At 42.9% G+C, this 24,342-nt stretch carries 26 protein-coding genes and 1 other annotated feature; of the genes, 2 read left to right on the top strand and 24 right to left on the bottom strand.

Annotated features, from left to right (window positions below):
* Positions 1 to 24: 24 nt before the first annotated feature.
* The 4 genes from JZO70_RS20065 to JZO70_RS20050 form a co-directional block, all read right to left on the bottom strand.
* On the bottom strand, positions 25 to 1,077 hold the full coding sequence (locus JZO70_RS20065; RefSeq protein ID WP_207675473.1) for a WxLIP family cell surface protein: 1,053 nt from the start codon (positions 1,075 to 1,077) through the stop codon (positions 25 to 27).
* A 20-nt stretch (positions 1,078 to 1,097) separates the two neighbouring features.
* Positions 1,098 to 1,856: a WxL domain-containing protein gene (locus tag JZO70_RS20060; protein WP_207675472.1), complete on the bottom strand. Its 759-nt coding sequence runs from the start codon at positions 1,854 to 1,856 to the stop codon at positions 1,098 to 1,100.
* A 16-nt stretch (positions 1,857 to 1,872) separates the two neighbouring features.
* Positions 1,873 to 2,568: a WxL domain-containing protein gene (locus JZO70_RS20055; RefSeq protein WP_207675471.1), complete on the bottom strand. Its 696-nt coding sequence runs from the start codon at positions 2,566 to 2,568 to the stop codon at positions 1,873 to 1,875.
* 223 nt (positions 2,569 to 2,791) lie between these two features.
* Positions 2,792 to 3,226 carry an NUDIX domain-containing protein gene (locus JZO70_RS20050; RefSeq protein WP_207675470.1) on the bottom strand — a complete coding sequence of 145 codons (435 nt, stop codon included), beginning with the start codon at positions 3,224 to 3,226 and terminating at the stop codon, positions 2,792 to 2,794.
* Between the two features lie 138 nt (positions 3,227 to 3,364).
* Here JZO70_RS20050 and gloA point away from each other — a divergent pair, with 138 nt between their 5' ends.
* Positions 3,365 to 3,736, top strand: a complete 372-nt coding sequence (gene gloA / locus JZO70_RS20045; RefSeq protein WP_207675469.1) for a lactoylglutathione lyase — start codon at positions 3,365 to 3,367, stop codon at positions 3,734 to 3,736.
* 41 nt (positions 3,737 to 3,777) lie between these two features.
* Here gloA and JZO70_RS20040 read toward each other — a convergent pair whose 3' ends face one another.
* Genes JZO70_RS20040 through JZO70_RS19995 form a run of 10 tightly spaced genes read right to left on the bottom strand, consistent with a single transcriptional unit; the run spans position 3,778 to position 13,653 of the window.
* On the bottom strand, positions 3,778 to 5,142 hold the full coding sequence (locus JZO70_RS20040) for a TrkH family potassium uptake protein (RefSeq protein WP_207675468.1): 1,365 nt from the start codon (positions 5,140 to 5,142) through the stop codon (positions 3,778 to 3,780).
* 26 nt (positions 5,143 to 5,168) lie between these two features.
* On the bottom strand, positions 5,169 to 5,801 hold the full coding sequence (locus tag JZO70_RS20035; RefSeq protein ID WP_207675467.1) for a V-type ATP synthase subunit D: 633 nt from the start codon (positions 5,799 to 5,801) through the stop codon (positions 5,169 to 5,171).
* 8 nt (positions 5,802 to 5,809) lie between these two features.
* A complete protein-coding gene (locus tag JZO70_RS20030; protein ID WP_207675466.1) occupies positions 5,810 to 7,186 on the bottom strand; it encodes a V-type ATP synthase subunit B in 1,377 nt (458 codons plus the stop codon).
* Positions 7,179 to 8,960 (bottom strand): V-type ATP synthase subunit A, encoded by a 1,782-nt coding sequence (locus JZO70_RS20025; protein WP_207675465.1) that lies wholly within the window; start codon positions 8,958 to 8,960, stop codon positions 7,179 to 7,181. Before JZO70_RS20025 ends, JZO70_RS20030 begins: the two co-directional genes overlap by 8 nt.
* A gap of 13 nt (positions 8,961 to 8,973) precedes the next feature.
* Entirely contained in the window at positions 8,974 to 9,285 is a 312-nt protein-coding gene (locus JZO70_RS20020; protein WP_207675464.1) for a V-type ATP synthase subunit F, read from the bottom strand.
* The gene (locus tag JZO70_RS20015; RefSeq protein WP_207675463.1) at positions 9,275 to 10,270 is read right to left on the bottom strand and encodes a V-type ATPase subunit; all 996 of its coding nucleotides are present in this window, start codon (positions 10,268 to 10,270) and stop codon (positions 9,275 to 9,277) included. Before JZO70_RS20015 ends, JZO70_RS20020 begins: the two co-directional genes overlap by 11 nt.
* Positions 10,271 to 10,280: 10 nt before the next feature.
* Complete coding sequence (locus JZO70_RS20010; protein WP_207675462.1) at positions 10,281 to 10,868, bottom strand: hypothetical protein; 588 nt, start codon at positions 10,866 to 10,868, stop codon at positions 10,281 to 10,283.
* 13 nt (positions 10,869 to 10,881) lie between these two features.
* Positions 10,882 to 11,355 (bottom strand): V-type ATP synthase subunit K, encoded by a 474-nt coding sequence (locus JZO70_RS20005; protein ID WP_207675461.1) that lies wholly within the window; start codon positions 11,353 to 11,355, stop codon positions 10,882 to 10,884.
* Between the two features lie 17 nt (positions 11,356 to 11,372).
* Positions 11,373 to 13,343, bottom strand: a complete 1,971-nt coding sequence (locus JZO70_RS20000; protein WP_207675460.1) for a V-type ATP synthase subunit I — start codon at positions 13,341 to 13,343, stop codon at positions 11,373 to 11,375.
* On the bottom strand, positions 13,330 to 13,653 hold the full coding sequence (locus JZO70_RS19995) for a hypothetical protein (protein WP_207675459.1): 324 nt from the start codon (positions 13,651 to 13,653) through the stop codon (positions 13,330 to 13,332). The genes JZO70_RS20000 and JZO70_RS19995 overlap by 14 nt, the downstream gene beginning before the upstream one ends.
* A 51-nt stretch (positions 13,654 to 13,704) precedes the next feature.
* Positions 13,705 to 13,751 (bottom strand) — a sequence feature (sodium ion sensor (DUF1646 type); this cis-regulatory element may regulate processes involved in with the transportation of sodium ions).
* Positions 13,752 to 14,114: 363 nt separating this feature from the next.
* On the opposite strand from JZO70_RS19995, the gene JZO70_RS19990 reads away from it, so the two are divergent.
* Entirely contained in the window at positions 14,115 to 14,840 is a 726-nt protein-coding gene (locus tag JZO70_RS19990; RefSeq protein WP_207675458.1) for a gamma-glutamyl-gamma-aminobutyrate hydrolase family protein, read from the top strand.
* A gap of 48 nt (positions 14,841 to 14,888) precedes the next feature.
* On the opposite strand, the gene JZO70_RS19985 is transcribed toward JZO70_RS19990, so the two are convergent.
* The 10 genes from JZO70_RS19985 to zapA form a co-directional block, all read right to left on the bottom strand.
* The gene (locus JZO70_RS19985; RefSeq protein WP_207675457.1) at positions 14,889 to 15,710 is read right to left on the bottom strand and encodes an aldo/keto reductase; all 822 of its coding nucleotides are present in this window, start codon (positions 15,708 to 15,710) and stop codon (positions 14,889 to 14,891) included.
* Positions 15,711 to 15,765: 55 nt separating this feature from the next.
* Entirely contained in the window at positions 15,766 to 17,025 is a 1,260-nt protein-coding gene (locus tag JZO70_RS19980; RefSeq protein ID WP_207675456.1) for an ABC transporter permease, read from the bottom strand.
* A complete protein-coding gene (locus JZO70_RS19975) occupies positions 17,018 to 17,917 on the bottom strand; it encodes an ABC transporter ATP-binding protein (protein WP_207675455.1) in 900 nt (299 codons plus the stop codon). The genes JZO70_RS19980 and JZO70_RS19975 overlap by 8 nt, the downstream gene beginning before the upstream one ends.
* An 18-nt stretch (positions 17,918 to 17,935) precedes the next feature.
* Positions 17,936 to 18,400, bottom strand: coding sequence for a DUF6442 family protein (locus JZO70_RS19970; RefSeq protein WP_207675454.1), 465 nt, complete (start codon positions 18,398 to 18,400; stop codon positions 17,936 to 17,938).
* On the bottom strand, positions 18,397 to 18,603 hold the full coding sequence (locus JZO70_RS19965; RefSeq protein WP_207675453.1) for a helix-turn-helix transcriptional regulator: 207 nt from the start codon (positions 18,601 to 18,603) through the stop codon (positions 18,397 to 18,399). The genes JZO70_RS19970 and JZO70_RS19965 overlap by 4 nt, the downstream gene beginning before the upstream one ends.
* Before the next feature lie 78 nt (positions 18,604 to 18,681).
* Positions 18,682 to 20,466, bottom strand: coding sequence for an excinuclease ABC subunit UvrC (gene uvrC, locus JZO70_RS19960; protein WP_207675452.1), 1,785 nt, complete (start codon positions 20,464 to 20,466; stop codon positions 18,682 to 18,684).
* Positions 20,467 to 20,532: 66 nt separating this feature from the next.
* The gene (trxA, locus tag JZO70_RS19955; protein WP_207675451.1) at positions 20,533 to 20,847 is read right to left on the bottom strand and encodes a thioredoxin; all 315 of its coding nucleotides are present in this window, start codon (positions 20,845 to 20,847) and stop codon (positions 20,533 to 20,535) included.
* A gap of 80 nt (positions 20,848 to 20,927) precedes the next feature.
* Positions 20,928 to 23,288 carry an endonuclease MutS2 gene (locus JZO70_RS19950; RefSeq protein ID WP_207675450.1) on the bottom strand — a complete coding sequence of 787 codons (2,361 nt, stop codon included), beginning with the start codon at positions 23,286 to 23,288 and terminating at the stop codon, positions 20,928 to 20,930.
* A 51-nt stretch (positions 23,289 to 23,339) separates the two neighbouring features.
* Complete coding sequence (locus JZO70_RS19945; protein WP_207675449.1) at positions 23,340 to 23,894, bottom strand: CvpA family protein; 555 nt, start codon at positions 23,892 to 23,894, stop codon at positions 23,340 to 23,342.
* A gap of 8 nt (positions 23,895 to 23,902) precedes the next feature.
* On the bottom strand, positions 23,903 to 24,337 hold the full coding sequence (gene zapA, locus JZO70_RS19940) for a cell division protein ZapA (RefSeq protein ID WP_207675448.1): 435 nt from the start codon (positions 24,335 to 24,337) through the stop codon (positions 23,903 to 23,905).
* Positions 24,338 to 24,342: the final 5 nt, after the last annotated feature.

Below are 24,342 nucleotides of genomic sequence, written 5' to 3'. Positions count from 1 at the left end.
TTATCTGTTTACAAAATTCATTTATTAAACGACTCTTTTACGTTTGCGATATAGTAGAATGGCTAAAATAATCACTAAGATTACTAAAGCAATTACTACATACAGTAACCAATTAGTTGGCTGTTCTGGGTCATTTAGTGCCTCTTCATTCAAGCGGCGGGCTTCATCAGCTGTAATCGTGAAATCTTCTGTCCATTCCCACTTTTGACTGTCCCATTTCGGGTCATCACTAGTTGCAGTTAAGCGCATGGTATAGTCCCCAGCTTTTAACGGCTGTTCCTCCAAAAAGACTGGATATGCAAAGTTTGAGTTGGGAGCCATAATCATGCCATCTGATTCGTTCTCGTAAAGAACATCGTATTTACCTTTTTCCGTGATTTTTGCCGTAACTGCCAGATTACCGATAATCGCCGGCCGATCATTTTGCAGGTTGGCGTTAATCACTTTACGATAATTGTTTAGACCACTAGTAATGGTAATTAAATTCATATTGGGCTGTTCGATTTCATGTTGAACCGTCATTTTGATCGCCATCGCATAACTGTATTTGTTATTGATGACAATCCCTTCCTCATCGCTGTCACCGTTTTGGCCTTCTTTTTCAAAGTACCAAGAACCTAAAAGCACACCTGGTTCAACATCTTGCGGTACATTGATGGTTGTATGCACAATTTCCTCTGACCGAGGAGCGATTTCGGTTTTTACATCGGAAGCTGCTACTTCAGCCAGCTCGGAAACTGGATGTTTCAAGCTTCGATCCAGTTCAACGGGCTGCATCGTATAATTAATTTCACCGTTGTTATTGGTTGAGGCAGTAAATATCTTGGATACAACGACGATGGGCTCGTCTGTTGGATTAATCAATTTTGCCTCAATTGTCCGTTGTTCACCTGGAGTGACCGCCAGATCATAAAATGAACTGGAGCTGTCGACTTCATTTCCTGGACTCACCTTTTGAACACTGTAGCCAACACCGGCATTTGGACTATCTTCTGCATGCCCGGCTGTTGGTATGATTACAGCACCTATAAAAGCGATCAGCAAACCAACAAAACCTATTATTTTTTTCCTACCCATCGTCATCACATCCCTTTATTTTATTGTGTTACTTCTGCTGTTAGTGTCCAATTTATCGTAGATTCAAAGTTACCGGTCTTAGACTCGCCTTTACCGACAGATAATCTTTCTTGGCTGGCATCCCATACATATGTCGAAGTTGCTTTACCAATTTTTCCACCAGATTCATCTAACCCTGTTGTACCAAAAATTGATGTGCCCGCACCTCCAGCATCCACAACTGGAATCTCTAACGCTTCAGAACTATGTGTAAGTTCTGTCGAAAGAGCAGCCCCTGTCATACTATTACGCGCTTCACCAACTGGCAATGTCAAGGTTGCTGCTAGTGTACGTTTTTCACCTGTAGCTGGTGCAACTTCTGTTGATTTGTCTTCAAACTCTGTACGACTTACTCTTACGTCCCATCCATGAATGTCACTACGGTTATCGGTAATTTGCAGATAGTGAATACCTGTAAGTGTTGATTCAAGTTCATGCCCCATCATGTTTACCATATTATCATCACCAAAATCAAATTTAGCTGGAAAAACATCTAGAGATAATGGCCCTGGGTTATTTGTACCTTCATTGTCTGGGTCATCTACCGGAACCTGTGGAACTAATGGTTCTTCCGGATTTGTTGGATCAACGATTCCAGGTGTGTCAGTATTTTCCGTAAATTGAACTGTGGCTTTCCCGTCATGTGTATTTACTACTTCCTCTGCCATCGCCGGCAAGCTGCCTGCTGTTACCATTCCGCCTAATACTACTGCGCTAATCAATAATCTTGTTTTTTTCATGTTTGTTCTCCTCCAATTAGTAAACTGCGTCTGCAGTTAATGTCCAAAGTATCGTGTTCGTATAATTTCCTTGTTTCGCCTGTTTGGCTGGAATCGTCAAAGCTACCTCATTGGGGCGCCATTTCAATATCGACGTTCCTTTTCCTGCACCTTCAATGTTCGGGTAAAAAATTTTTTCTTCCTCCAGCGCTATTTCAACCGATTCTCCTGTGAGTGTCGGATCGATGTCGGTAGCTATAGGATTCAGATTGCATCTGGCTTCCCCTGCTGGAATGTGAATCGAGGCCCCTTCTAAAACATTGTCATCACTTGTCAAATAATTTTCTTGTCTGACAGTTACCACCCATCCGTAAACATCGGCATCTCGATTATCAGTTACCTGAATGTATTGGTCAGGAGCATCTTCTGAATGCACCCCTTTATACGTATGGGTTGTCTGATACATTTCCTGTTTCCCAAAATCGAATGACTTAGGAGCAACATCGAGAGAAAGCGGTCCGATATTTCCAGTTGGCAGGTTCGTATCCTCATCAGGGGTCATCGGTTGCGTGGGATCGTCAGGATCTCTTGGGTCAATAAACTCAAAATTTTCTACCAGTTCTACATGTCCAGTTGTCTTGCTAACAGATTGTATTTCAGCATATCCAAGACTTACACCAAAGTTTCCTACTAGCAAGACACTAAACAATGTGCTTGCTAAGATTCTTTTCACTTACTCTCCTCCTTCGCATATAACTCTTTGATATATTCTTATGATAACAAGTATTATTTTATTTAAGTCTCACCTTTTTTACAGTTTTTCACGATCCGGAAAAAAATTGAGATTTTCTGACTTTCTACTATTAGAATAGGAACTTTGCTTTACTGAACACATCCACGCAAAAAAAGAGCCGTTAAGTGATATTTTCCTCACTTAACAGCTCTATAAAGGTGTTTTATTTAGCTAACCACTGCTTAACTGCCCACTGATGACTGCCACGCTTAAGCAACTCAATCCCTTTTTCAGGACTTACCCAAGTACTTTGGCTGCCTTCTTCTGTCGGCTCACACACTTTTTCAAAGCGATCGGCCACGAAAAAATAACCTGGATTATAAAAATAGGTATCTCGGTGCCGAGAATAAAAATATTCAGAGGCTTCCCCTAAATACTCAGCTAATGTAATTTTATATCCTAATTCTTCCAGCATCTCTCGATCGATGGCTTCTTCTTTCGTTTCTTCGCCCTCTATTTCACCACCTGGTAAAAAGTATGCGCCGTTGGGGGCCTGCACGATAATAATTTCATTTTGATCATTGGCAATAATTGCATATGCTGCATAGCGTGCCTGATACTCCTTTTCAGCTTCCTTTACACCGAAAATTGGGGTCATGGTTTTCGCTCCTTTGATTGTTATAGAATTAGTTTACATTAAAAAATTCTCATAAACAACTAGTTAAGCAAAATCAAGGCAACTTGGGTATTTTATGTTATGATAAATTTAACTTATTTGGAAAGGAAGTATTCGTTTATGAAAATGGCTCACACTTGTGTTCGCGTCAAGGATTTAGAGGCGTCGTTAAAATTTTATCAAGAGGCTTTCAATTTTGAAGAAAGCCGTCGTCGTGATTTCCCGGAAGCTGAATTTACTTTAGTTTATTTAACTTTACCGGGTGATGATTACGAATTGGAATTAACTTACAACTACAATCATGAAGCTTATGACCTAGGCAATGGCTATGGTCATATCGCTATCAGCTCAGATGATCTTGAAGCGCTCCATGAAAAACACCAGTCAGCAGGCTTCACTGTGACTGACTTGAAAGGTCTGCCTGGTACAGATCCTTCTTACTACTTTATTACTGATCCAGACGGCTACAAAATTGAAGTAATCCGCGCATAAAAAATAGGAAGCAATCCTTCACTGGATTGCTTCCTATTCGTTTACCCAACAATAACTGGTTCTTCCGGATACTTGTACGTTCCTTGGGTTTTATCCTGAGCTAAACGCATGGAGATCGAGAACCCAACTGTCAGGATTCCTACTCGCCCTACATACATCAGAAAAATGATTAAGAGCTTGCCAAAAACTGTCAAATCTGGTGTCAATCCCATCGTTAGGCCAACGGTGGCGAAGGCCGAAACAACTTCAAAAGCAATGTACTCAATCCCCGATGTTTCGGGAATACCTTCAGTAATCGACAGAATCATCGTGGCACTTACACAAAGAGATAAAGCAATAAAAAATAGTGACAATGCCCGGAAAACTGTCGCGGAACGAATCGTACGACCCATCAGCTCAGCGTGTTGACGACCTTTCAGCATGGAGATCGTCTGAATAATCAGCACCGCTAACGTAGTGGTTTTCAGTCCGCCAGCAGTCGATCCCGAAGTCCCGCCGATAAACATTAAGATAATCGTCAGCAGCAAACCAGCTTGGCTCATCTTCAAATAATTAATTGAGAAGTATCCCGCTGTTCTAGGCGTAACCGACATGAAAATCGTATTAGCAAAGCGTTCAAAAGATGTACTGTCAGCGGCTAAGTATGCTGCATTGTGTTCGGTAAGATAAAACAGAACTGTACCCCCAACCAACAGGATCACTGACATTCCTAAAGCAATCTTACTGTGTAGAGATAACTTTCTGCGCTTTGGAAATGCGATCACATCTCGCCACACATAAAATCCTAAACCGCCTGCAACAATCAAACCCGAAATGACCAAAAGGACAAAGGGATTCGATTGGAAGCTGACTAAGCTGTCGCCAAACAAATCAAAGCCCGCATTACAGAAAGCGGAGATTGAATGGAACACCGCATACCATAAGCCCCGCTGCCAGCCGAACCTTGGAATGAAATCAACGGCCAACAACCCTGCCCCGATAACCTGGATAACGGCTGCAAAGCGCAGGATGTATACCATCAGATTCATTACCCCTGACATGCTTTCCAGACTCAAGGCTTCCTGCAAAACAATCCGCGTTTTTAAGCCCACCTTTTTACGGAACACGGTGAAAAACAAAATGGGCATCATCATAAAGCCTAGTCCGCCTAATTCAATTAATATGATAATGACTGCTTGCCCAAAGAAATTCCAATGTTCAATGGTGGTCAAAGTGGTTAATCCAGTGACACAGGTTGCTGATGTAGCAGTAAACAGTGCATCAATAAAACTAGTGGCTTCGCCAGAATTGCTGCTGATAGGCAGCGACAGCAAAATAGCCCCCATTAGAATTACCAGTGCAAAGCCCAAGGCTAAAAACTGTAAGGGATGTAATCTGAATTTACGTAAGGTATTTTTTATCTCCATGGTCTCTTCCTAAAAAAGGGCACCACTTAAGTGGCACCCATATTTTTTACTTTAATCATGCGGGTAACTTCCGCACGTTCGTTTTCTTCCAACTTCATCTTGATGAAGTAAATTGTTTCCTCCATTTGAGGAATGGTCATGTATTCCAGGGCATTCACCCGGCGTCGTGTCTTTTCGATTTCCTTGGCCATTAGTTGGCAGGTTTTTTCGATTTCCGTCAACTCCAAAAGCTTCGGTAAAATGCTGGTAAAGCGGTCAATTGACTGATCCAGTTCTTCATTGGAATTCAAAAAACCGTATTCCAAAGGATCTTCGGATAAGTTGGTATCATGTTGAAAATTCATGACGGGTACTTTTACGCTCATCACGTCTTTTTCAATCACGTCTAAATCAACTTTTTCTTTTGGCACTGCCAAAAGTTCGTCAATGTACTTATTATTCAGCATCGCATCAGCTAGAACGAAGGCGCTCATGGCTGATTGCAATTCTTCTTCTACCTCGGCACGCAATACATTATTCTTTCGGATCAACAAGATAAAACGACGCATCAATTCATCTTGCTTATCTTTTAAGAGTTTATGACCTCTCGTCGCAGTTGTCAACTGCTTTTTTAAACGAGTCAACTCCATCCGGGTTGGATTTACATTTAATTTTGCCATAAGTCAGATCAAACTCCTTTTGACAAGTGTTCATCCAGCATATCATCTTTGATCCGTTTCAGCTCTGTCCGTGGCAGCATCGACAATAATTCCCAACCTAGTTCTAAGGTTTCAAAAATCGTCCGATTGGTATAGAAACCTTGGTTGACGTATTCATTTTCAAAACGATCCGCAAATTTCGCGTAGATTTTATCCACGTCAGATAAGGCAGAATCCCCTAAAACGACAGCTAATTCCTTTGCCTGTTTTCCTTGCGCATAAGCCGAGAACAATTGGTTCATTGTTGGCGCGTGGTCATTCCGAGTTTTACCTTCACCGGTTCCTTTATCCTTCAAACGAGAAAGTGACGGCAATACATCGATCGGCGGTTGAATCCCGCTTTTATCCAAGCTGCGGGACAAAATAATCTGTCCTTCAGTGATATACCCGGTTAAATCGGGGATTGGATGAGTGATGTCGCCTTCTGGCATGGTCAGAATCGGAATTTGGGTTACAGAACCTTTTAAGCCGCGAATTCTTCCGGCACGTTCGTACAAAGTAGCCAAGTTAGTGTACAAATAACCTGGATAACCACGACGTCCGGGAACTTCCCGACGTGCAGCTGAAATTTCCCGCAAGGCTTCACAATAGTTGGTCATGTCTGTCATGATAACTAAAACGTGCATGCCTTTTTCGTAGGCTAGGTACTCAGCGGCTGTCAGTGCCATTCTTGGCGTTGCAATCCGTTCAATCGCGGGATCATTGGCTAAGTTCATGAAAACGACTGAGCGGTCAATCGCGCCGGTTTGACGGAAGTCTTCCATGAAGAATTCGGCTTCTTCAAAGGTGATTCCGATCCCAGCAAATACGACCGCAAAATCATCATCGGAGTTCAATACGTTGGCTTGACGAGCAATTTGAGCAGCAAGTTCTTTATGAGGCAAACCTGAGCCAGAGAATACCGGCAGTTTTTGTCCCCGAACTAAGGTGTTCAAGTGATCGATAGCGGAAATCCCAGTTTGAATAAATTCATCGGGGTAATCCCGTGACACAGGATTGATTACTTCCCCGTTGATATCGACTTTTTTCTCTGCCAAAATTTCTGGGCCGTTGTCTTTGGGACGACCTAAGCCATCGAATACTCGACCGATCATGTCTTCAGAAACACCCAATTCTAGTGGATGTCCCAAGAAACGGGCGGTTGAATCTCGTAAGTTGATACCGCTAGTTCCTTCAAAGATCTGAACCAAGGCTTTATCTTCGTTAACTTCCAGTACTTGTCCCCGACGAATTTCGCCGTTGCTCATGCGAACTTCTAACAGTTCTTCGTATTTAATGCCCTGGACTTTGTCCACTGCCATCAAAGGACCAACCACTTCGCTGATTGTACGATATTCTTTAATCATTGGTCATTCCTCCTTCAGCAATAATCGCCTGGATTTCCAAGGTGATATCTTGATTGATTTGATCCAGTAATTCTAATTCTGTTTCTGGAATGTATTTACTCCGGGCAATTCGGTCCCGCAGCGTGACGGTGCCATCTATTATTTCTTTCAAGTAAGCCCCTAATTCCAGCGCACGTTGGCCTTCTTTATTAAAGGTCAAAATGTTGTTTAACATTTTAAATTGTTTCTCTCTTGAAGTGAAGGTATCCACATCGTCAAAGGCATTTTGCTGCAAATAGTCTTCACGAATTTGCTTTGCGACTTCCAACGTCAAACGGTCTTTTTCAGATAAAGAATCAATTCCGACTAAACGAACGATTTCGCTTAGCTGTGATTCTTCCTGCAGGATACGCATGCCTTCAGTTACCATAGCTGACCAATCACTTTGCAACGCATTGTCTAGGAATTTCCCGACTTCGCCTGAATAAAGTGAGTAACTGATTAACCAGTCAACCGATGGGAAGTGACGTTGCTGGGCCAATGTCGCGCTTAGACCCCAATAGACTTTTACTACTCGCAAGGTATTTTGAGTAACCGGCTCAGAAGTATCCCCACCAGATGGCGATACCGCACTGATGGCCGTAATTGAACCTTCACGATTGCCGGCACCTAACGTTAACACGCGGCCAGCACGTTCATAGTACTCGGCTAGACGGCTTCCAAGGTAAGCTGGATAACCTTCGTCCCCTGGCATTTCTTCCAAACGTCCACTCATTTCCCGCAAAGCTTCCGCCCAACGTGAAGTAGAGTCCGCCATGATGGCAATGTTGTAGCCCATGTCACGGAAGTATTCCGCAATGGTGATTCCGGTGTAAATAGACGCTTCCCGCGCCGCAACCGGCATGTTGGAAGTGTTGGCAATTAGAATGGTCCGCTTCATTAATGATTCCCCAGTTTTAGGGTCAATCAATTCAGGGAACTCATTCAGTACATCGGTCATTTCATTTCCCCGTTCGCCGCAACCTACGTAAACAACCAAGTCAACGTCGGCCCATTTAGCGATTTGGTGCTGTACTACTGTTTTACCAGCTCCAAAAGGTCCCGGAACAGCCGCAGCTCCACCCTTAACCACTGGGAAGAAGGTATCAATAACCCGTTGACCAGTAATCATTGGTGCTTCAGGATTTAATTTTTCTTTAACCGGACGTCCGCGACGAACCGGCCATTTTTGCAGCATGGTGAATTCTTTGTCGCCGTCTGCTGTTTCCAAGACGTAGACCGTATCATCAATGGTAAATTCACCAGAGACAACTGTCTTCACTTTGCCGCTGACACCAAAAGGTACCATAATTTTATGATTGATTACTTTAGTTTCTTGCACTGTACCGATAATGTCTCCAGCCGATACTTCAGTACCCACTTCGACAACTGCCTCAAACCACCATTTCTTTTCGTGATCCAATGCTGGCAGCTGCACGCCGCGAGTTAAGAAATTACTTTGAGTAACTTCCTTGAAGGTATCTAATGGACGTTGAATCCCATCGAACATTTGCGAAACAATTCCTGGCCCCAGTTCAACTGACAAAGCTTCCCCAGTTGTTTTAACTGGTTCCCCTGGTCCTATTCCGGCTGTTTCTTCATACACCTGAATCGAAGCAACATCGCCGCGCATTTCAATAATTTCACCGATAACCCCTAAATCGCCGACATAACAAATATCTTGAATGGCAGCTTCGGCCATGTTTTCGGCCATAACTAAGGGTCCGGAAACTTTGATAATTTTTCCTTCTTGCAAATTAATTGCTCCTTTATAAAATATTCTGTCCAACCGCTCGTTCCACTTGGTCCTGAATCATTTGCTTGCCGATGCCTAGTGATCCTTGATGACTAGGTATTAAGACAATTGCCGGAATCAGTTCCTCTTCGTAACGCTTAATCGTATCTGGAACCAGCTTCGCGTATTGTTCAGTGATGTAGATGACTCCATATTTTTCCCGAGCCATTTCTTCGATGATCCGCCGAATTTCATTGGCCTGCTTGGTTACCCGAACATCAAAGTTAAAGAGTTTAAAAGGAAGGACAGAATCTTTGTCCCCAATCGCACCGATTTTATGCGTCATAGGTTTCTCGCATCCTTTCTCTTAACTGTTCTGCAGAAATCCCAACTCGTTTGCCAACGATAATCAGTCGCAAATTCTTGATTTCTACTTGTTTAGCATTTAATAAAGACAACAATGGTAATGGGCCAAACGCTTGTACCTTTGCGCGATCGAAGCGGCGAGTTAAATAATTATCCCGAATTCTTTCCAATTGGGCTAAATCGAGTTCACCGTCGTTGATCAGTGGCGCGACCACATCGGCATAATCCGTCGTTAAAAGGAATTCAGTGAATTTACCCATCGATTCTTCCACTACATTCAGCAGATCTTCTTTGGGAATACTGCCTTGACTGGAAAGTACAGTGGTCATAAAGTTTTTACTGCGCTTTTGGTTAATGCCGCGGCCGGCCATGACAATATTGGTGAAATCAATAAAGCTGATGATTTCCTCCAATAAGTCCGGTGATTGTAAGCTTTCGCCCAAGGCCCGCATGCTGCGCAAGTAGTCCCGATCATAAATAATGTCAATTCCCTGCAGACTGTTGGATTCAGCAAAATGATCCTTTACCTCTTGAATACTTGCCAAGATGTTTTCCGGCAGCTCGCTAGCCGCCCCGGTTTTCACCGCACTTTTGATTTGATCCAGCGAGTAAAAACCATCATAAATGTACAAGTCATCAAAATCTTCGTCTAACAATTCCGCTTTGGTCATCGCCTTTAAATTATGAAAGGTGGAACGCATCGTATAAGCCCAAACTATTTTTGGTTCAGGAGCTAAGACAGCTAATTCTTCAATTAACTTGCGCTGCTCAGCTGCAAATCCTTCTTCAAAGTTATCTTCAAAATTGTCATTGATGTATTCACTGTAAACTGTTGTTTTTAACAGCTCGCCAACTTCTTCTATATCTTTGGCTTGAATCAAACGCTCCATCAATTCGGCAGGAATCAACTCTAATTCTTTCAAGCGAATCAGCGGATTTAGTTCATGATAACTATATGGTTTCATTTAAATCCCCCTATGCGAAAAATTCCTGTGCCAATTCATAACTCATCTCAGATTGAATATCTTGAACTAATGTCCGGAATAAGAAATTGTACTGTACCCCATGATCATTAATTAAAAATCCTGCCTGATTGTTTACTACTTCAGTACTGGCCTTCAATTGGAAGGGCAGCACTTTATTTTGGGCAGCGATCCATTCACTAGTAAAAGCCTCTTGCGATTTTTCACCGCAGACAAAGGTTAATTCACCTTTTAGGTCCTTTAAGTCAGCAAGTGCTTGTTCCGCAAATTCCTGCTGTACTTCTGGCGTCCAGCTTTCCATCGCTTCCACCGCATCCTCAAATAAAAGCTCTAAAAAGGTTTGCTTTTGATTTAAGGTCATTTGCTTGGTTTCGACTTGCTGACGATTGGACAGCTGTTTGTACTTTTGATCGACTGCTTGTAAGCTTTTTTGCAGGCGTTGTTCATGCTCTGCTTCGATTTCAGTCAAACCGGCTTGATGTTCCTGCTCAATTCGCTGCTTCTCTTTTGTTTCCAGCGCTTGTCGTTCAGCTGCAGCTTGCTCATTCAGTTGCTGAATGATCTTTTCAATTGCTTCCATAGTCAACGACTCCTTATACTTGTCCTACAAGTAAGAATGAGATAACGAAGCCTAAAATGGCATAAGTTTCTACCATCGCAGCAAAGATGATCCCTTTAGTAGCGTGTTCTGGTTTTTTCGCTAAGATTTGGATACCGGCAGCCGCTACTTTACCTTGGGCAATCCCTGAGAATAAACCAGTGAAAGCAATCGGTAGTGAAGCGCCGAAGTAACCTAAGCCGTCGATCATTGTCAAGTCACCTGAAGACATGTTAGTGAAGATCAAGAAGGCGATAACGAAGCCGTACAATCCTTGCGTACCTGGTAGCAATTGAAGAATCAACGCTTGACCAAATTTTTCTGGTTGACTAGTAGTTAAAGCCGCAGCCGCTTCCCCGGTCATCCCTACCCCTTTTGAAGATCCGATACCTGAAAAGATTGTTGCTGTTGCCATCCCTAAAATTGCGAAAAGAATTCCGCCGCCATTGTTAATTAAGTAATCTACCATTGTTAAAAATCCTCCAATTATTTTTCTTTTTGTTCAATGTTTACATATTTTTCTTCTGTTTTCAAAGGTGCGAAGGGTCTTCCGCCGCCTTGATAAAACTTGCCGAAAAATTCGACATATTGCAAACGTGCACCATGCACGTAGGCAGACAATAATGATAAGAAAATGTTCAAGCCATGCAGGGCCAGCATTAACAGAATCCCCACTGAGAAACGGGCGATTGGCGGCATGAAGCCTACCAGCATGTTAAAGGCTGCGGCGATACTTCCGCCGGAAATCCCTAAGGCCATCAACCGTGTGTAACTAACTAAGTCACCGATATATCCGGTAATCCCATATAAATTGTAAGCACCTCTAGCCAAACCTTTGACTTTGGACGCTGATTGCAGCATCGGGATAAACACAATTGCTAACGCGCTTAACACCGCAATCGCAACCCCGGCAATCATTAAGCCTTGATTGTTTAGCAGCATTTGTCCGCCAGCAGCTAAGATGATCCCGACAAAGACTCCTTGCCAAGCAAAGCCGTCAGATACAGCACTTAAATAATCTTTGGCTTTGATATTTTCAGAAGCTGCCAGACCAAGTCCGACAAAGATCTGAATCACCCCGAAGACAATCGATAGAATCAAAATCGTAATGACATCATCACTGGTTGATAAAATCGGTTGATACGGTAAGGAAAAGCCAACAAAGGAATTATAAATCAATCCCCACAAAATCGTCGGAATCGACAATATTTGGAAAAAATACATAAAACGCGTCATGCCCCGCGGCAAGATTTTCGTTTTTAAGACGAAGGTAGTAGCGATCAGCATCATTGCGCCATACCCAACATCCGCCACCATCATGCCGAAGAAGACAAAGTAAAAGGGCACAAACCAAGGTGTTGGATCCAACTCATGATAATTAGGTAAACTATACATTTCCGTCAACATTTCAAAAGGTTGAACTAGTTTGTTGTTTTTCAGCTTGGTTGGAATCTCGGTGGCAATTTCATTTTCCGTCGGTTCTTCCAGCTCAAGATAGACATTTTCTTTCCCTACTAATTCAGAAATAAATTGCTGGAACTGTTCGCCGGCATCGGCTTCGATCCAGCCTTGAAGAACAAAGAGCTGATGGGTTCGGATGTAGGAATTCTGCACCATTAGACGATTTTTTCTGGCTAATAACGTTTCTTCTGCCCATTCCAGTTGTTCAACATTGACCCGTTTTTGACCAATACGAACAGCCATTTTCTTTTGATCCTCATATAGATTGTTCAGCTCTTTTGAGATTGCCTGCAACCGTTGTTTCGGCAATTCTTTGTAAGGATATTGATAGCGAACAACGCCAAACCGATTGATCTGTTCATTAATTAAGGCTTGATCAGCTTTTAGATAGACTAAACTAAAGCAAATTTCGGTTTGCCCTCGATAAAGCTCTTCTAAATAAATAGTTTCTCGTTGTTGAATATCTGACTTAAATTCTTCCCAAACAACTTCATCAACTGCCCCTAAAAACACATTGGTTTTGGCAGAAGCAAAGTTTGCCGGAATCACATCTAAATACTGCCAACGGGAAAGCTTGCTTTCTTCATCTGATAATTCGCGGATTTTTTCTAAATTACGATTGAAGCGATCCTCTAAAGATTGGACTTCATGTAGTTCTTTGGCAAATTCTGCTTCATCGAATTTTGCTTCCAGCTGCTGTAACGTCAAGTTTTTCCGTTGTAAATGGAAGCCCTTGTCTTTGCTGCTGCCGTGGTGATCGATAAAGCGAATCGCTTGTTCAAGTTCTTCAATTCTATAATTAATCGCTTGAACATTTTCTTGGTTGTTCTCAGGCTGGTAGTCGCCGAAAAAGGTTTCCACCCACTGATTGCTTTCGGTGGCTTGAAACACATCACGAACCTCTACCTCTTGAAATCCCTGAACAGCCTTTAAAATTTCTTCGCTTTTACTGCCCTCAGCAATCAAGGTCAGTTTTTTCATTTTACTGACTGCCATATTGTGCAATCACCCTCTCGATAATTTTTTGCACAGCAGTTTCCTTTAAGCGCTCGTAATTTGCCTGCATCTGCTTTTTCGCTGCAGCCGCATCTTTTTTCAGCGCTTGATCTTCTTGCTCTAGGTTTAAGCGTAAAGAATCTTCACGTTCGGCAATGATTTTAGCCGACTCCTCTTGAAGCTGCTTTTTCTTTTCTTGAACAATTTGCCGCTGTTCACTTTCTTTTTGCTGCAATGTTTCTTGCAGTTGCTGCTTCAACTGTTCGTTCGTCGTTTCAGCTTCTTTAATTTGCTGCAAAGCCTCTAACATTCAAGCCCCTCCTTCAATTGAAAATAAAAATGGGCGCAAGCATCCAGGGAGTTCTTCTCACCCCTTGAAGAACAGATCCTTGAAGCTTGCGCCCAACCATTTAAAAGTATACAACTTTGAGTATAACAGAAATTTTTTCTAAAAAAAAGCTAATTTTTCTCTATGTTAGGTATTTTAACATACGTTTCATCAAAGGGATCAAAACAGGAAATCGTTTGCATTTCAAATCGGCTTTCGTTTATTGTTTTTTTAAACTTGATTTTATCGTTAACGCCGGCAGAAATTCAAGAACTCTTCAGAGATTACCGAAGCAGATTGCCTCTTATAGCTGATTATTTGATATCAATGGATTATTTTTGCCGCAGCTAATTGATATGTTATCCGACGTTTTTAATGTAGATTTCTTGCTTTCGTTTTCCGCTTATGTAAGAATAAATTATTATGAAAAAAGGAGATCATTTATGACCAGACCAATTATTGGTATTGCTGCCAATCAACACTATTTAAGTAATCAAGATTTTTTTAACCAGCCCTTTACATATACTCCACAGGGATTTGTTGACGGGATCCATCAAGCAGGAGGTTTGCCACTGTTATTACCGATCGGAAGTCCTGAACTGGCTGCTGAGTATGTTGAAGGAATCGATAAACTGCTGCTCCCTGGTGGACAGGATGTTAGCCCGTGTCTGTATGACCAAGAACCACGTCCTAAGCTGGGTGTCACTAGTATTGAACGGGACAGCTTTGAAACAGCCTTAATTAAGGAAGCAATCAAACAAGGCAAACCGATCCTGGCTGTTTGTCGGGGCTTCCAGCTGCTGAATGTGACTTTAGGTGGTACATTATATCAAGATCTGTCTGAATATGACGGTTGGCAAGTGAAGCACGACATGTATCCTACGCCGCCAGCCTTTGCTTTGCACTCAATCACGGTGAAGGGTGATTCAACCTTGGCACCATTGTTGGGAGAAAAAACGCAGGTCAATTCGTACCATCATCAAGCGATCAACCAACTAGCCGAAAGTTTAGTACCGATTGCCTGGTCGGAGGATCAAATCATTGAAGCGGTGGAAAGCCGTGAAGCCAATACGAAAATTTTAGGGGTTCAGTGGCATCCAGAATTAACTCATGGCACGGATCCGAAAGAACAAGGCTTGTTTGATTTCTTTGTTCAGTCATTTGAATAAGTACAAAACAAGGGCTGCCAGCGAAAATTTGCTGACAGCCCTTGTTTGCTAGAAATCAAAATTATCTGGATCTCCGCCTAAGCGTTCGTTGATATTCATTTCGTCGATTTGCTTCATTTCTTCTTCAGTTAACTCAAAATCGAAGACATCGAAGTTTTGCTGAATTCGATCCTCGTGTACGGATTTTGGAATGACAATGATGTCGCTTTGCAAATGCCAGCGAATAATCACTTGGGCGGCGGTCTTGCCATGGTTTTTACCAATTGCGACTAAGGTTTCATTTTCTAAAATCTTCCCTTGTCCTAGCGGCGACCAAGCTTCCACTGCAATTTCTTCTTTGGCTAAATATTCCCGAAGAGGAACTTGGGTTAAAGTTGGATGCAATTCAATTTGGTTCACCATTGGTTTGATTTTGGCCGTTTTCATCAGTTCTTCAAGATGGTGCTGGTGGAAGTTGGATACGCCGATTGCTTTGGCGCGGCCGCTTTCGTAAATTTCTTCCATTGCCCGCCAAGAGTCGTTGAACTTGCCTTCAACTGGCCAATGAATCAAATATAAATCCACATAGTCTAAGCCTAAGCGTTCCAGACTATCGTTAAAGGCTTTATGGGCTGATTCATAGCCTTGATCGCTGTTCCAAAGCTTAGTAGTGACAAACAAATCCTTGCGGTCAATACCGGATTCTTTAATGCCGCGACCAACACCGGCTTCGTTTTTGTAAATGGCCGCTGTATCAATTAAATGATAGCCCGCTTCAATTGCCCATTTCACAGCATCCGTAGCTACATTGTCTTCAACCCGCCATACACCTAAACCTAAACGGGGCATCTCGATACCATTCGCCAATTTCTTCATTTTGTCCATGTTCATTCCTCCCTTATTGCTTCATTTTGGAACTCTTTAGCGAATAGGTCAACTGTTTTGTTTATTTTTTGCGTTTTTCGTTACGCATAATCGATAACGACTGTTTCAAGGCGCTGAAGGTACCGCCTTCGCTGTAAACCAGCACGTTGGATTTGTATAATTGGGCTGAAAACAGGGTCAACACAATCGTTGTCACCAGCAACACTGCTAAGGATACCAATGCACCTGAAAAATGAACGGTGTTCGAGGCTAAGCGCAACGGCATACAATAGGAAGAAATGAATGGGATATAGGAAGCGACTTTAATAATCACATTGGTCGGGTCAGCCGCTCCTAAAAGCAAGCCTAGCATATACCCAATCATCGCTAAGTATGTGACTGGTTGAATTGCTTTGGCTGTATCCTCTGCTTTGTTTACTAAAGAGCCACACAGCGCCGACAGGACTGCATAAATGAAAATACCGATCAGCATAAAACCAACAATCACTAAAATATTTTTGCCCAGCAAGCTTTTAATGGAAACATTGTTTAAGAAGGACTTCACGATTGCCATGTCCTTAAATTGCTGGTAAGCGATAATCAAAGCAACTCCATAAATGGCTAGTTGGGTCAAAGCCACTAATAAAATTCCAAACAGCTTGCCATAGTAGTGAGTCTTCGCCTTCATACTGGAAAGCAGCACTTCCATAATCCGCGTGCCCTTCTCAGAAGCGATCTCCTGCGCGATGATTGAGGAGTAAGTAATAATGAAGACAAACATAATGATGGTGGTCAGAAAACTAAGAATCATCTGTACACCTGAATCCCCTTGATCACTTTCCATTTTCCCGTTCTCAAAATTCACCTTAATTGATTCAAAGGCAGCTGGCTCCATGACCTCCTGGACCTGTTCCGTCGTCAAAGACAGGCTGGCGGCCCGCACCCCTGACTGCATTTGATTCAAAACCTGCTGTATTTCCAGCTCAGTGCTGGTTCCCAGCGAAGAAGTACTGTATAGTTTACCCACCACATTTCCTTCGTCGGCCTCTAATTCCAAATAAGCATCGATGGTTTCGTCTTCCATTTGTTTCTGCGCTTCTTTTGCGTTGGCAATCGGCGTGAAGGTATAAGCGTCGGTTTCCACCTGTTCAAATTGCTGGCTGACGGTTGGTTGATTGGCCACAACTCCGATTTTACTAATGTCTGACATGTCGCCAAAGAAATATTGGGCCAAGTAGAAGATTCCCATCACTAAAAAGGGCGCCAGGATCATAATCACAAAGGCTGCTGATTTTACGTTTTTCTTGTAGACATCTTTGATAATAATTCCTAATTTACTCATTTGGCTCACCGGCTTTCCATTTGAAAATTTCTTCGAGGGTTGGCGGCTGTTGGCTGAACATTGGAATGTAACCGCCGGCTGTTGCTGCCGCGAAGATTTGCTCCCCTACGGCTGGATCAGCCAAGGTCAAATCAAAGCTGCCATCTTCCCGCTGTTTCATATCGACAATTCCATCAAAGCTCTCCAGCTGTTCTTTGGTTAAAGGTGACGATAAATACAGTTTGGTACGGCCAAAGGATTCGCGAATGTCGCTGACTTTGCCGTTTAAAACTGCCTTGCCGTCCCGCAGCATAATCAAATGATCACAGATTTTTTCTACATTATCCATATTGTGACTGGAGAAAATGACACAGGAGCCTTTTTCCTTCAGCTCAATAATGCCGTTTTTCAACAGCTCCGCATTTACCGGATCCAGTCCGCTAAAGGGTTCATCCAAAATGACCAGCTTTGGCTCATGGATCAAGGTAGCGATCAGCTGAACTTTTTGCTGATTCCCTTTGGATAAGGACTTCACCTTGTCGGTTTTCTTGCCTTTAACTTGGAATTTTTCCATCCATTCGTCAATTTTTGGCGCAATTTCTTTGCGAGATTTCCCTCTTAAAGAGGCGAAGAACAGCAGCTGCTCTTCAATTGTGACCTTAGGATACAAGCCTCGTTCTTCCGGCAAGTAGCCGATCACATCGTAATCTTTTTCTTTAATGGGATGACCGTTCCACGTAACTGTTCCCGAATCGTTGGTTAGAAAGTCCAGGATTAGCCGGAAGGTGGTGGTTTTCCCCGCGCCATTTTGTCCGATCAGCCCTAAAATCTTGCCGTCTTCAATCGTGAAGGACAAATCATCCAGTGCTTTAAAGCTTCCAAAGGTTTTAGTCAAATTCTCTACGGTTAACATTTTTCACATCTCTTTTCTTTAGCTTTTCTTCTTATAATATAGATAGCCGATTGCATAGGTGAGGATAAAAACAAATAACAACCCCGCCGACAGCTGCGTCATTAATGGATGCACAAAGCTGCCTACGACACTTAAAATGATTAAACAAATATTCAACATATAAGCGGCTAACCGACTGGACCGGTTAATAATCTCTTGATTGCGCTCGTCCATCACGGCAATACGCTGTTTCCGTAAAAGCTGCGGCTGGTTCATGACTCGACGATTTCTCACGATATAAACGATCAGTATCAGCGTCAACGTGGTGAACATGCCGGTTAAGAAATCTACGGTATGACTGCTGACTTTTATTTCCAGCCAGTTGGTGCCGGCATAAAGGAACAAGAGACACAGAACAACAAAAATAATAGCGGCGATATACCAAAGATTTTTTCGTTTTAAACGATTGAAATAGTGTTGATCTGCTTTTGACAACGTACTCATCCTTCATCCTCCTCATCAAAAATAAAAATTTCTTCAATAGTTGAATCAAAAAATTTGGCGATTTTGTGGGCCAAAATCAAGGAAGCATTGTAGCGGCCATTTTCTAAGGAAATAATGGTTTGCCTGGTGACTTCTAAATGATCCGCCAGTTCACTTTGGGTCATTTTTCGTGCTTTGCGGAGTTCCTGTATTCGAGTGTGCAAATGATCCCCTCCAATGTATAGTCTCCTTTACATTTATTGATAAAAGTATAGCACGCTTTACTTAACGTGTAAAGCGTGCTATACATTCTTTTCTTCATGCAATTGTTTATAAACGTTTTCCGCGACATTTTTCGGTAATCCGATGCTTTGCAATTCCTCTACCGAAGCAGCTTGGATGTTTTTCAGTGATTTAAATTCCTTCAACAGTGTTTTCTTGCGTTTTGGCCCTAAGCCTTCGATGCTGTCCAGCTTGGAAGCAAAACTATTTTTGCTGCGTAATTGGCGATGGAAGGTAATCGCAAAGCGATGGACTTCATCTTGAATCCGCTGCAGCAGGAAAAATTCCTGGGAGTTTCGTTCTAGAGGAATTCTTGCTAAATCGGGACCAAATAATAATTCGCTGGTTTTATGCTTATCGTCCTTGGCTAAGCCGGCAATTGGAATGTCTAAGCCTAGTTGGTTATCCAGCACATCCTTGGCGGCATCCACTTGACCTTTCCCACCATCAATCACGATCAAATCTGGAAACGGCAAATTTTCCTTCAACACCCGTGAGTAGCGGCGGTAAATTACTTCCCGCATCGATGCGTAATCATCGGGACCTTTAACGGTTTTGATTTTGTATTTGCGGTATTCCTTTTTGGCAGGGCGGCCATCGATAAAGACCACCATCGCTGAAACGGGATCGGTTCCCATGATATTCGAGTTATCGAAGGCTTCAATCCGAATTGGTTCCGGGATATTCATGGCATTGCCGAGGCGTTCCACTGCACCAATTGTTCGGGCTTCGTTGCGTTCAATCAAATCGAATTTTTCATTTAAAGCGACATGAGCATTTTTACCGGCCAATTTGACTAGTTTTTTCTTTTCCCCACGTTGCGGTTGTAACACCTTCGTAGAAAGCATTGCCTCAACACTGGACTTGTCGATGTCATCAGGGATCAGTACTTCTTTTGGCACAAAGTGTTCATTCTCTTGATAGAACTGACCGATATAGGTTAAGAAATCCTCCGGCGCTTCGTTGTAAAACGGAAACATCGAGACATCCCGTTCGATCAATTTTCCTTGGCGAACAAAGAAGACCTGTACACACATCCAGCCTTTGTCGGTAGCATAACCAAACACATCACGATCCACTAGATCGGCATTGGTCATTTTCTGCTTGGTCATCACGGTTTCAATCGCTTTGATTTGGTCGCGGTATTCACCGGCTTTTTCAAACTCCATGTTTTCGGCAGCCGTCGCCATTTTCTTTTCCAAAACTTCTTGGACTTCGGCATGACCGCCGTTTAAAAAGCGTTTGATTTCGTTAACCATCATCTTGTAGCGAACACTGGGGATAACAAAGACACAAGGTGCCAAGCATTGCCCCATATGATAATAGAGACAAACCTCTTTCGGCAGAACCTTGCACTTACGCAATGGGAATAAGCGATCCAGCAACCGTTTCGTTTCATTCGCTGCCCGGACATCGGGATAAGGGCCAAAGTACAAGGCTTTATCCTTCAAAACCTTCCGGGTAATTAACAGACGAGGAAATTCCTCATTGGTAATTTTGATAAAAGGATAAGTTTTGTCATCCTTCAACATGATGTTGTATTTCGGATCATTCTTTTTGATCAGATTGATTTCCAAAAGCAGCGCTTCGATATCGGATTCAGTCACAATGTATTCGAAGTCTTCAATCTCGCTCACCAAACGTTCAGTTTTGGTATCATGGCTGCCGGTAAAATAAGAACGCACCCGATTTTTCAAAATTTTGGCTTTCCCTACATAAATAATCGTGCCGTTTTTATCCTTCATCAAGTAACAGCCCGGCTGATCAGGAAGCAAGGCCAACTTATTTTTTATTCGTTCGTTCATTCCAAGACTCCCTTCACGCAATTTTTAAACAGACAAAAAGCTGGACAAAATGCCCAGCTCGATTGCTTACATATGAGCGCTGATTAACTCTTGCAATTGATCTTTTGTATGAACACCGATCACTTTATCCACGACTTGTCCGTCTTTTTTCAATAGAAGTGTTGGGATGCTCATGATACCGAATGATGCCGGTGTTTCTGGATTTTCGTCTACATCCATCTTCACGATCTTCAATTCAGTTTCATCGTATTCTTCGCTTAATTGGTCTAAGATTGGCGCTTGCATGCGACATGGTCCACACCAAGTTGCCCAAAAATCAACAAGGACTAAGCCTTCGTCAGTTTCTTCATTAAATGTTGTATCTGTTACTACTTGTGACATGGTATCCCTCCTCAATTTTGTACTCAAATTATAGCATGCTATCGGGCGCAATGCTATTGTTCTGCTTACACTTGTAAACATTACTTAAAGGTTACGACGGTTACGCCATTGCCGCCTTCATTCGGCGCAGCAAATTCGTAGCTTTTCACGTTGCGGTGGCCCTTCAAATAATCGGTGATTCCTTTTCGCAATACTCCGGTGCCCTTACCATGGACAATTCGGACTTGCGCATAATTTGCCAGCAGTGCGGCGTCAATATACTGATCCACTTCCGCCAACGCTTCTTCATAACGTTTGCCGCGAAGATCTAATTCAGCCTTCACTTGTGAACCGGCTCCCCGCTGCACACCCGTGATCACCCGCTGCTGCGGCTCTTCAATTGGCGCCGTTAAGGTCATATCCTCTTCGGAAATCGTCATCTTCAAGATCCCGATCTGTACTTGCCAGTCGCTGTTGCCCATTTTCTTCAGCAAGGTGCCCCGCTGACCATAAGTTTCAACAATGACTTCGTCGCCTTCTTTAAATTGCTTTTTGGCTTTGGCTTTTTGCAATACTTTATTTTTCTTCAGCTGTTCGTCTTGCTTCAAGTCTTCCAGCTGCGTTCTCGCATCGATCAATTGATGCTCTTTGACATTGCCTTGACCAGATAGCTGCAGCTGGCGAATATCCTTGATGATCTTCTCGGCTTCTTCTTGGGCTTCCTGCACTAATTGGTTAGCTTGCTTACGAGCCTTTTCCATTTCCTTTTCCCGTTCGTCAAAGAAATAGCTGTAGGCATTCTTCAAATCGCGATACAAAGTCTCGGATTCATCCACGTAATGACGAACTTCGTGATACTCGGTTTCCGTCATTTTCCGTTGGTTTTCCAGATCGGCAATCATGTCGTTCAAATCTTGACTTTCGTCATCAATAATTTGTTTGGCACTATCAATCACCGTCGCATCTAAACCTAAACGGCGGGAAATCTCAAAGGCATTACTGCGGCCCGGTACGCCGATCAACAAGCGATAGGTTGGACTTAAGGTATCTACGTCAAACTCCATGCTGGCATTAATCGTGTTCGGACGATTGTAGCCGTAAATTTTCAACTCCGGATAATGGGTGGTTGCCATCACATAAGAAGATTTCTCTCCAACGGCATCCAGAATCGCAATGGCCAAAGCTGCCCCTTCTTGCGGATCGGTTCCGGCCCCCAACTCATCAAACAGCACGAGGCTGCGGTCATTAATTTTATCTAAGATCGAAACGATATTAGTCATATGAGAAGAGAAAGTCGATAAGCTTTGTTCGATTGACTGTTCATCACCAATATCGGCAAAAACTTCCTCAAAAATCCCCATGCGGCTTTCTTCACCCACCGGCAATGGAAAACCAGCTTGACCCATCAGCTGTAAAATCCCCAGCGTTTTCAAGGTAATGGTTTTACCCCCGGTATTCGGACCGGTAATCACAATGGCTTGGTAATCTTCGCCAATCATGATGTCATTGGGCACCGCATTGTCTTGATTCAATAACGGATGGCGAGCTTGCTTGAAGAACACCTGGTTCTCTTCACTTAAGTCAGGCACGACAGCCTTCAACTCTTTGGCAAAACGAGCCTTAGCATTCATTAAATCAAAACGCCCCAGTACGTAAGCGTTGTGTAAAATTTCCCGGCGATACGGTACCAGCTCAGCAGACAGCTCGGATAAAATCCGCTCAATTTCCGTCCGTTCCGAAATTTGCTGCTGGCGCAGACGATTGTTTAATTCCACCACTTGTTTGGGTTCAATAAATAAGGTTTGTCCCGAAGCACTTTGATCGTGGACAACGCCGCCAAATACCCCGCGGTACTCTTGTTTTACCGGAATTACATAACGATCATTACGCATGGTAATGATTGCATCGCTTAAGTATTTTGCGTTTTTCCCCCGAACCAAACCATCCAATTGCTCGCGAATGTTTTGTTCACTGCGGCGAATTTGACTGCGAATGGTACGCAGCTCTGGTGAAGCTTCATCTCGAATGCGGCCGTCTTCTTCCACCGAGCGACGCAAGCGGCCGCTTAATTCCGGCAATGTGACTAATTGATCTTCCCAGAAGTATAGGCGGGAAAATTCTAAGTCACTATCTTTTAAATCATCAATAAAGCGGGTCATTTCACTAGTCGTCGATAACACCCGAGCGACTTCCGCCAATTCCAATCCGTTCAAATTCGCGCCAATTTCAATTCGCTTCATATGAGGATTGATGTTCATCAGCTTCGGTACCGGCAGTCCTCCCCGCAGACGTAAAACTTTCATTCCGTCTTCGGATTCCTCCAACCAGGCCTGAATAGTATCCTTGTCACTAGAAGGTGCCAGCTGAGTTAACTCATCATTTCCTTGTGCAGTTGCCAAATATTGCGCAACCATCGTTTTTACATCATCAAATCCCAAAGTCTCTAGAATTCGTTCATTCATTGTTTTCACCTTCTACATAAGAAATAAACCGAAACCCTAAAGTCTCGGTTTTTAAATTTGTCCAATAATTCTTGTTACCCACAAATTATCAAAAGCGCCACTTAAGAATAGCGAATAATCGATGATAAAGCGAGCAACCGCACTTCCTGAAATCGCATTTTGGACCAATGCCATCGGAACAAAGCTAGCCAGCTTTAATAATAAGAAGACTGCGCTATAGGCTATCACAAATGCGACCACTCCGGCAACTATCCCGTCGAATCGCGGCACTAATACGAGATAGAGCAAGTTTCTAAAAAATATGGCTAGGAAATGGGTGATCAGCCAACCGAAAAATAGAATCACGATGAAGGCAAAGCCGGCATAAAAGGCTTGATCCAAATTGAATCCCTGTTCAATTGAGTAATACACCATATTCGATTCACTAGTTACTGAAGGATAGGGAACGAACAATTGCAGGCTTTCACCTAATCCTTGATAAAAGACTAAAGCCACAATAAACGAAATCACGTAGCCCACGGTAAAAAACAATTGATAGGCGGTTCCCCTGCGGTAACCGGCATAAAAAGAAAGAATAAAGACAATTAAGATAAATAGCGTTAGCATGGTTTTCCTCACTTATTTGCAGCACGTTTTTGAATTTCACGCTTGCGATTTTCGTTTACTACCTGTTGCGCTTCCACATGATTGCGAATTTGCGCGTTGTTCTGCCCATTTTGTTGCATAATCGATTTTGCTTCTGCTTCAATGGCTTCGATTTTTTTGATCTTATTTTCAAGCTCGACCGAACGAGCTGCACGCCGTTTTAAATCAGCTTGGTGTTTCTTCAGCTGCAAAAGCTCCTCCTGCTTTTTCACCTGATCGGAAACCGCATTAATTGCTAATAGGATCGCCGCTTTTTCCGCTGTAATCTCCGGTGACAAATCTTTGATTTCATTCAATTGTTCGTTGACCAAGGCCAGCACCATATCCATATGTTGCTTGGTTTCTTGACCGATGATAGTATATGTCTGTCCAGCTACGGTTGCTTTGTATCTATTTTGAGCCATGCGGA

It is taken from the genome of Candidatus Enterococcus moelleringii (assembly GCF_017377575.1).
Classification (GTDB): Bacteria; Bacillota; Bacilli; order Lactobacillales; family Enterococcaceae; genus Enterococcus_A; species Enterococcus_A moelleringii.
The sequence above is the reverse complement of the archived record's forward strand: the minus strand, read 5'-3'. Positions and strand labels throughout refer to the sequence as shown.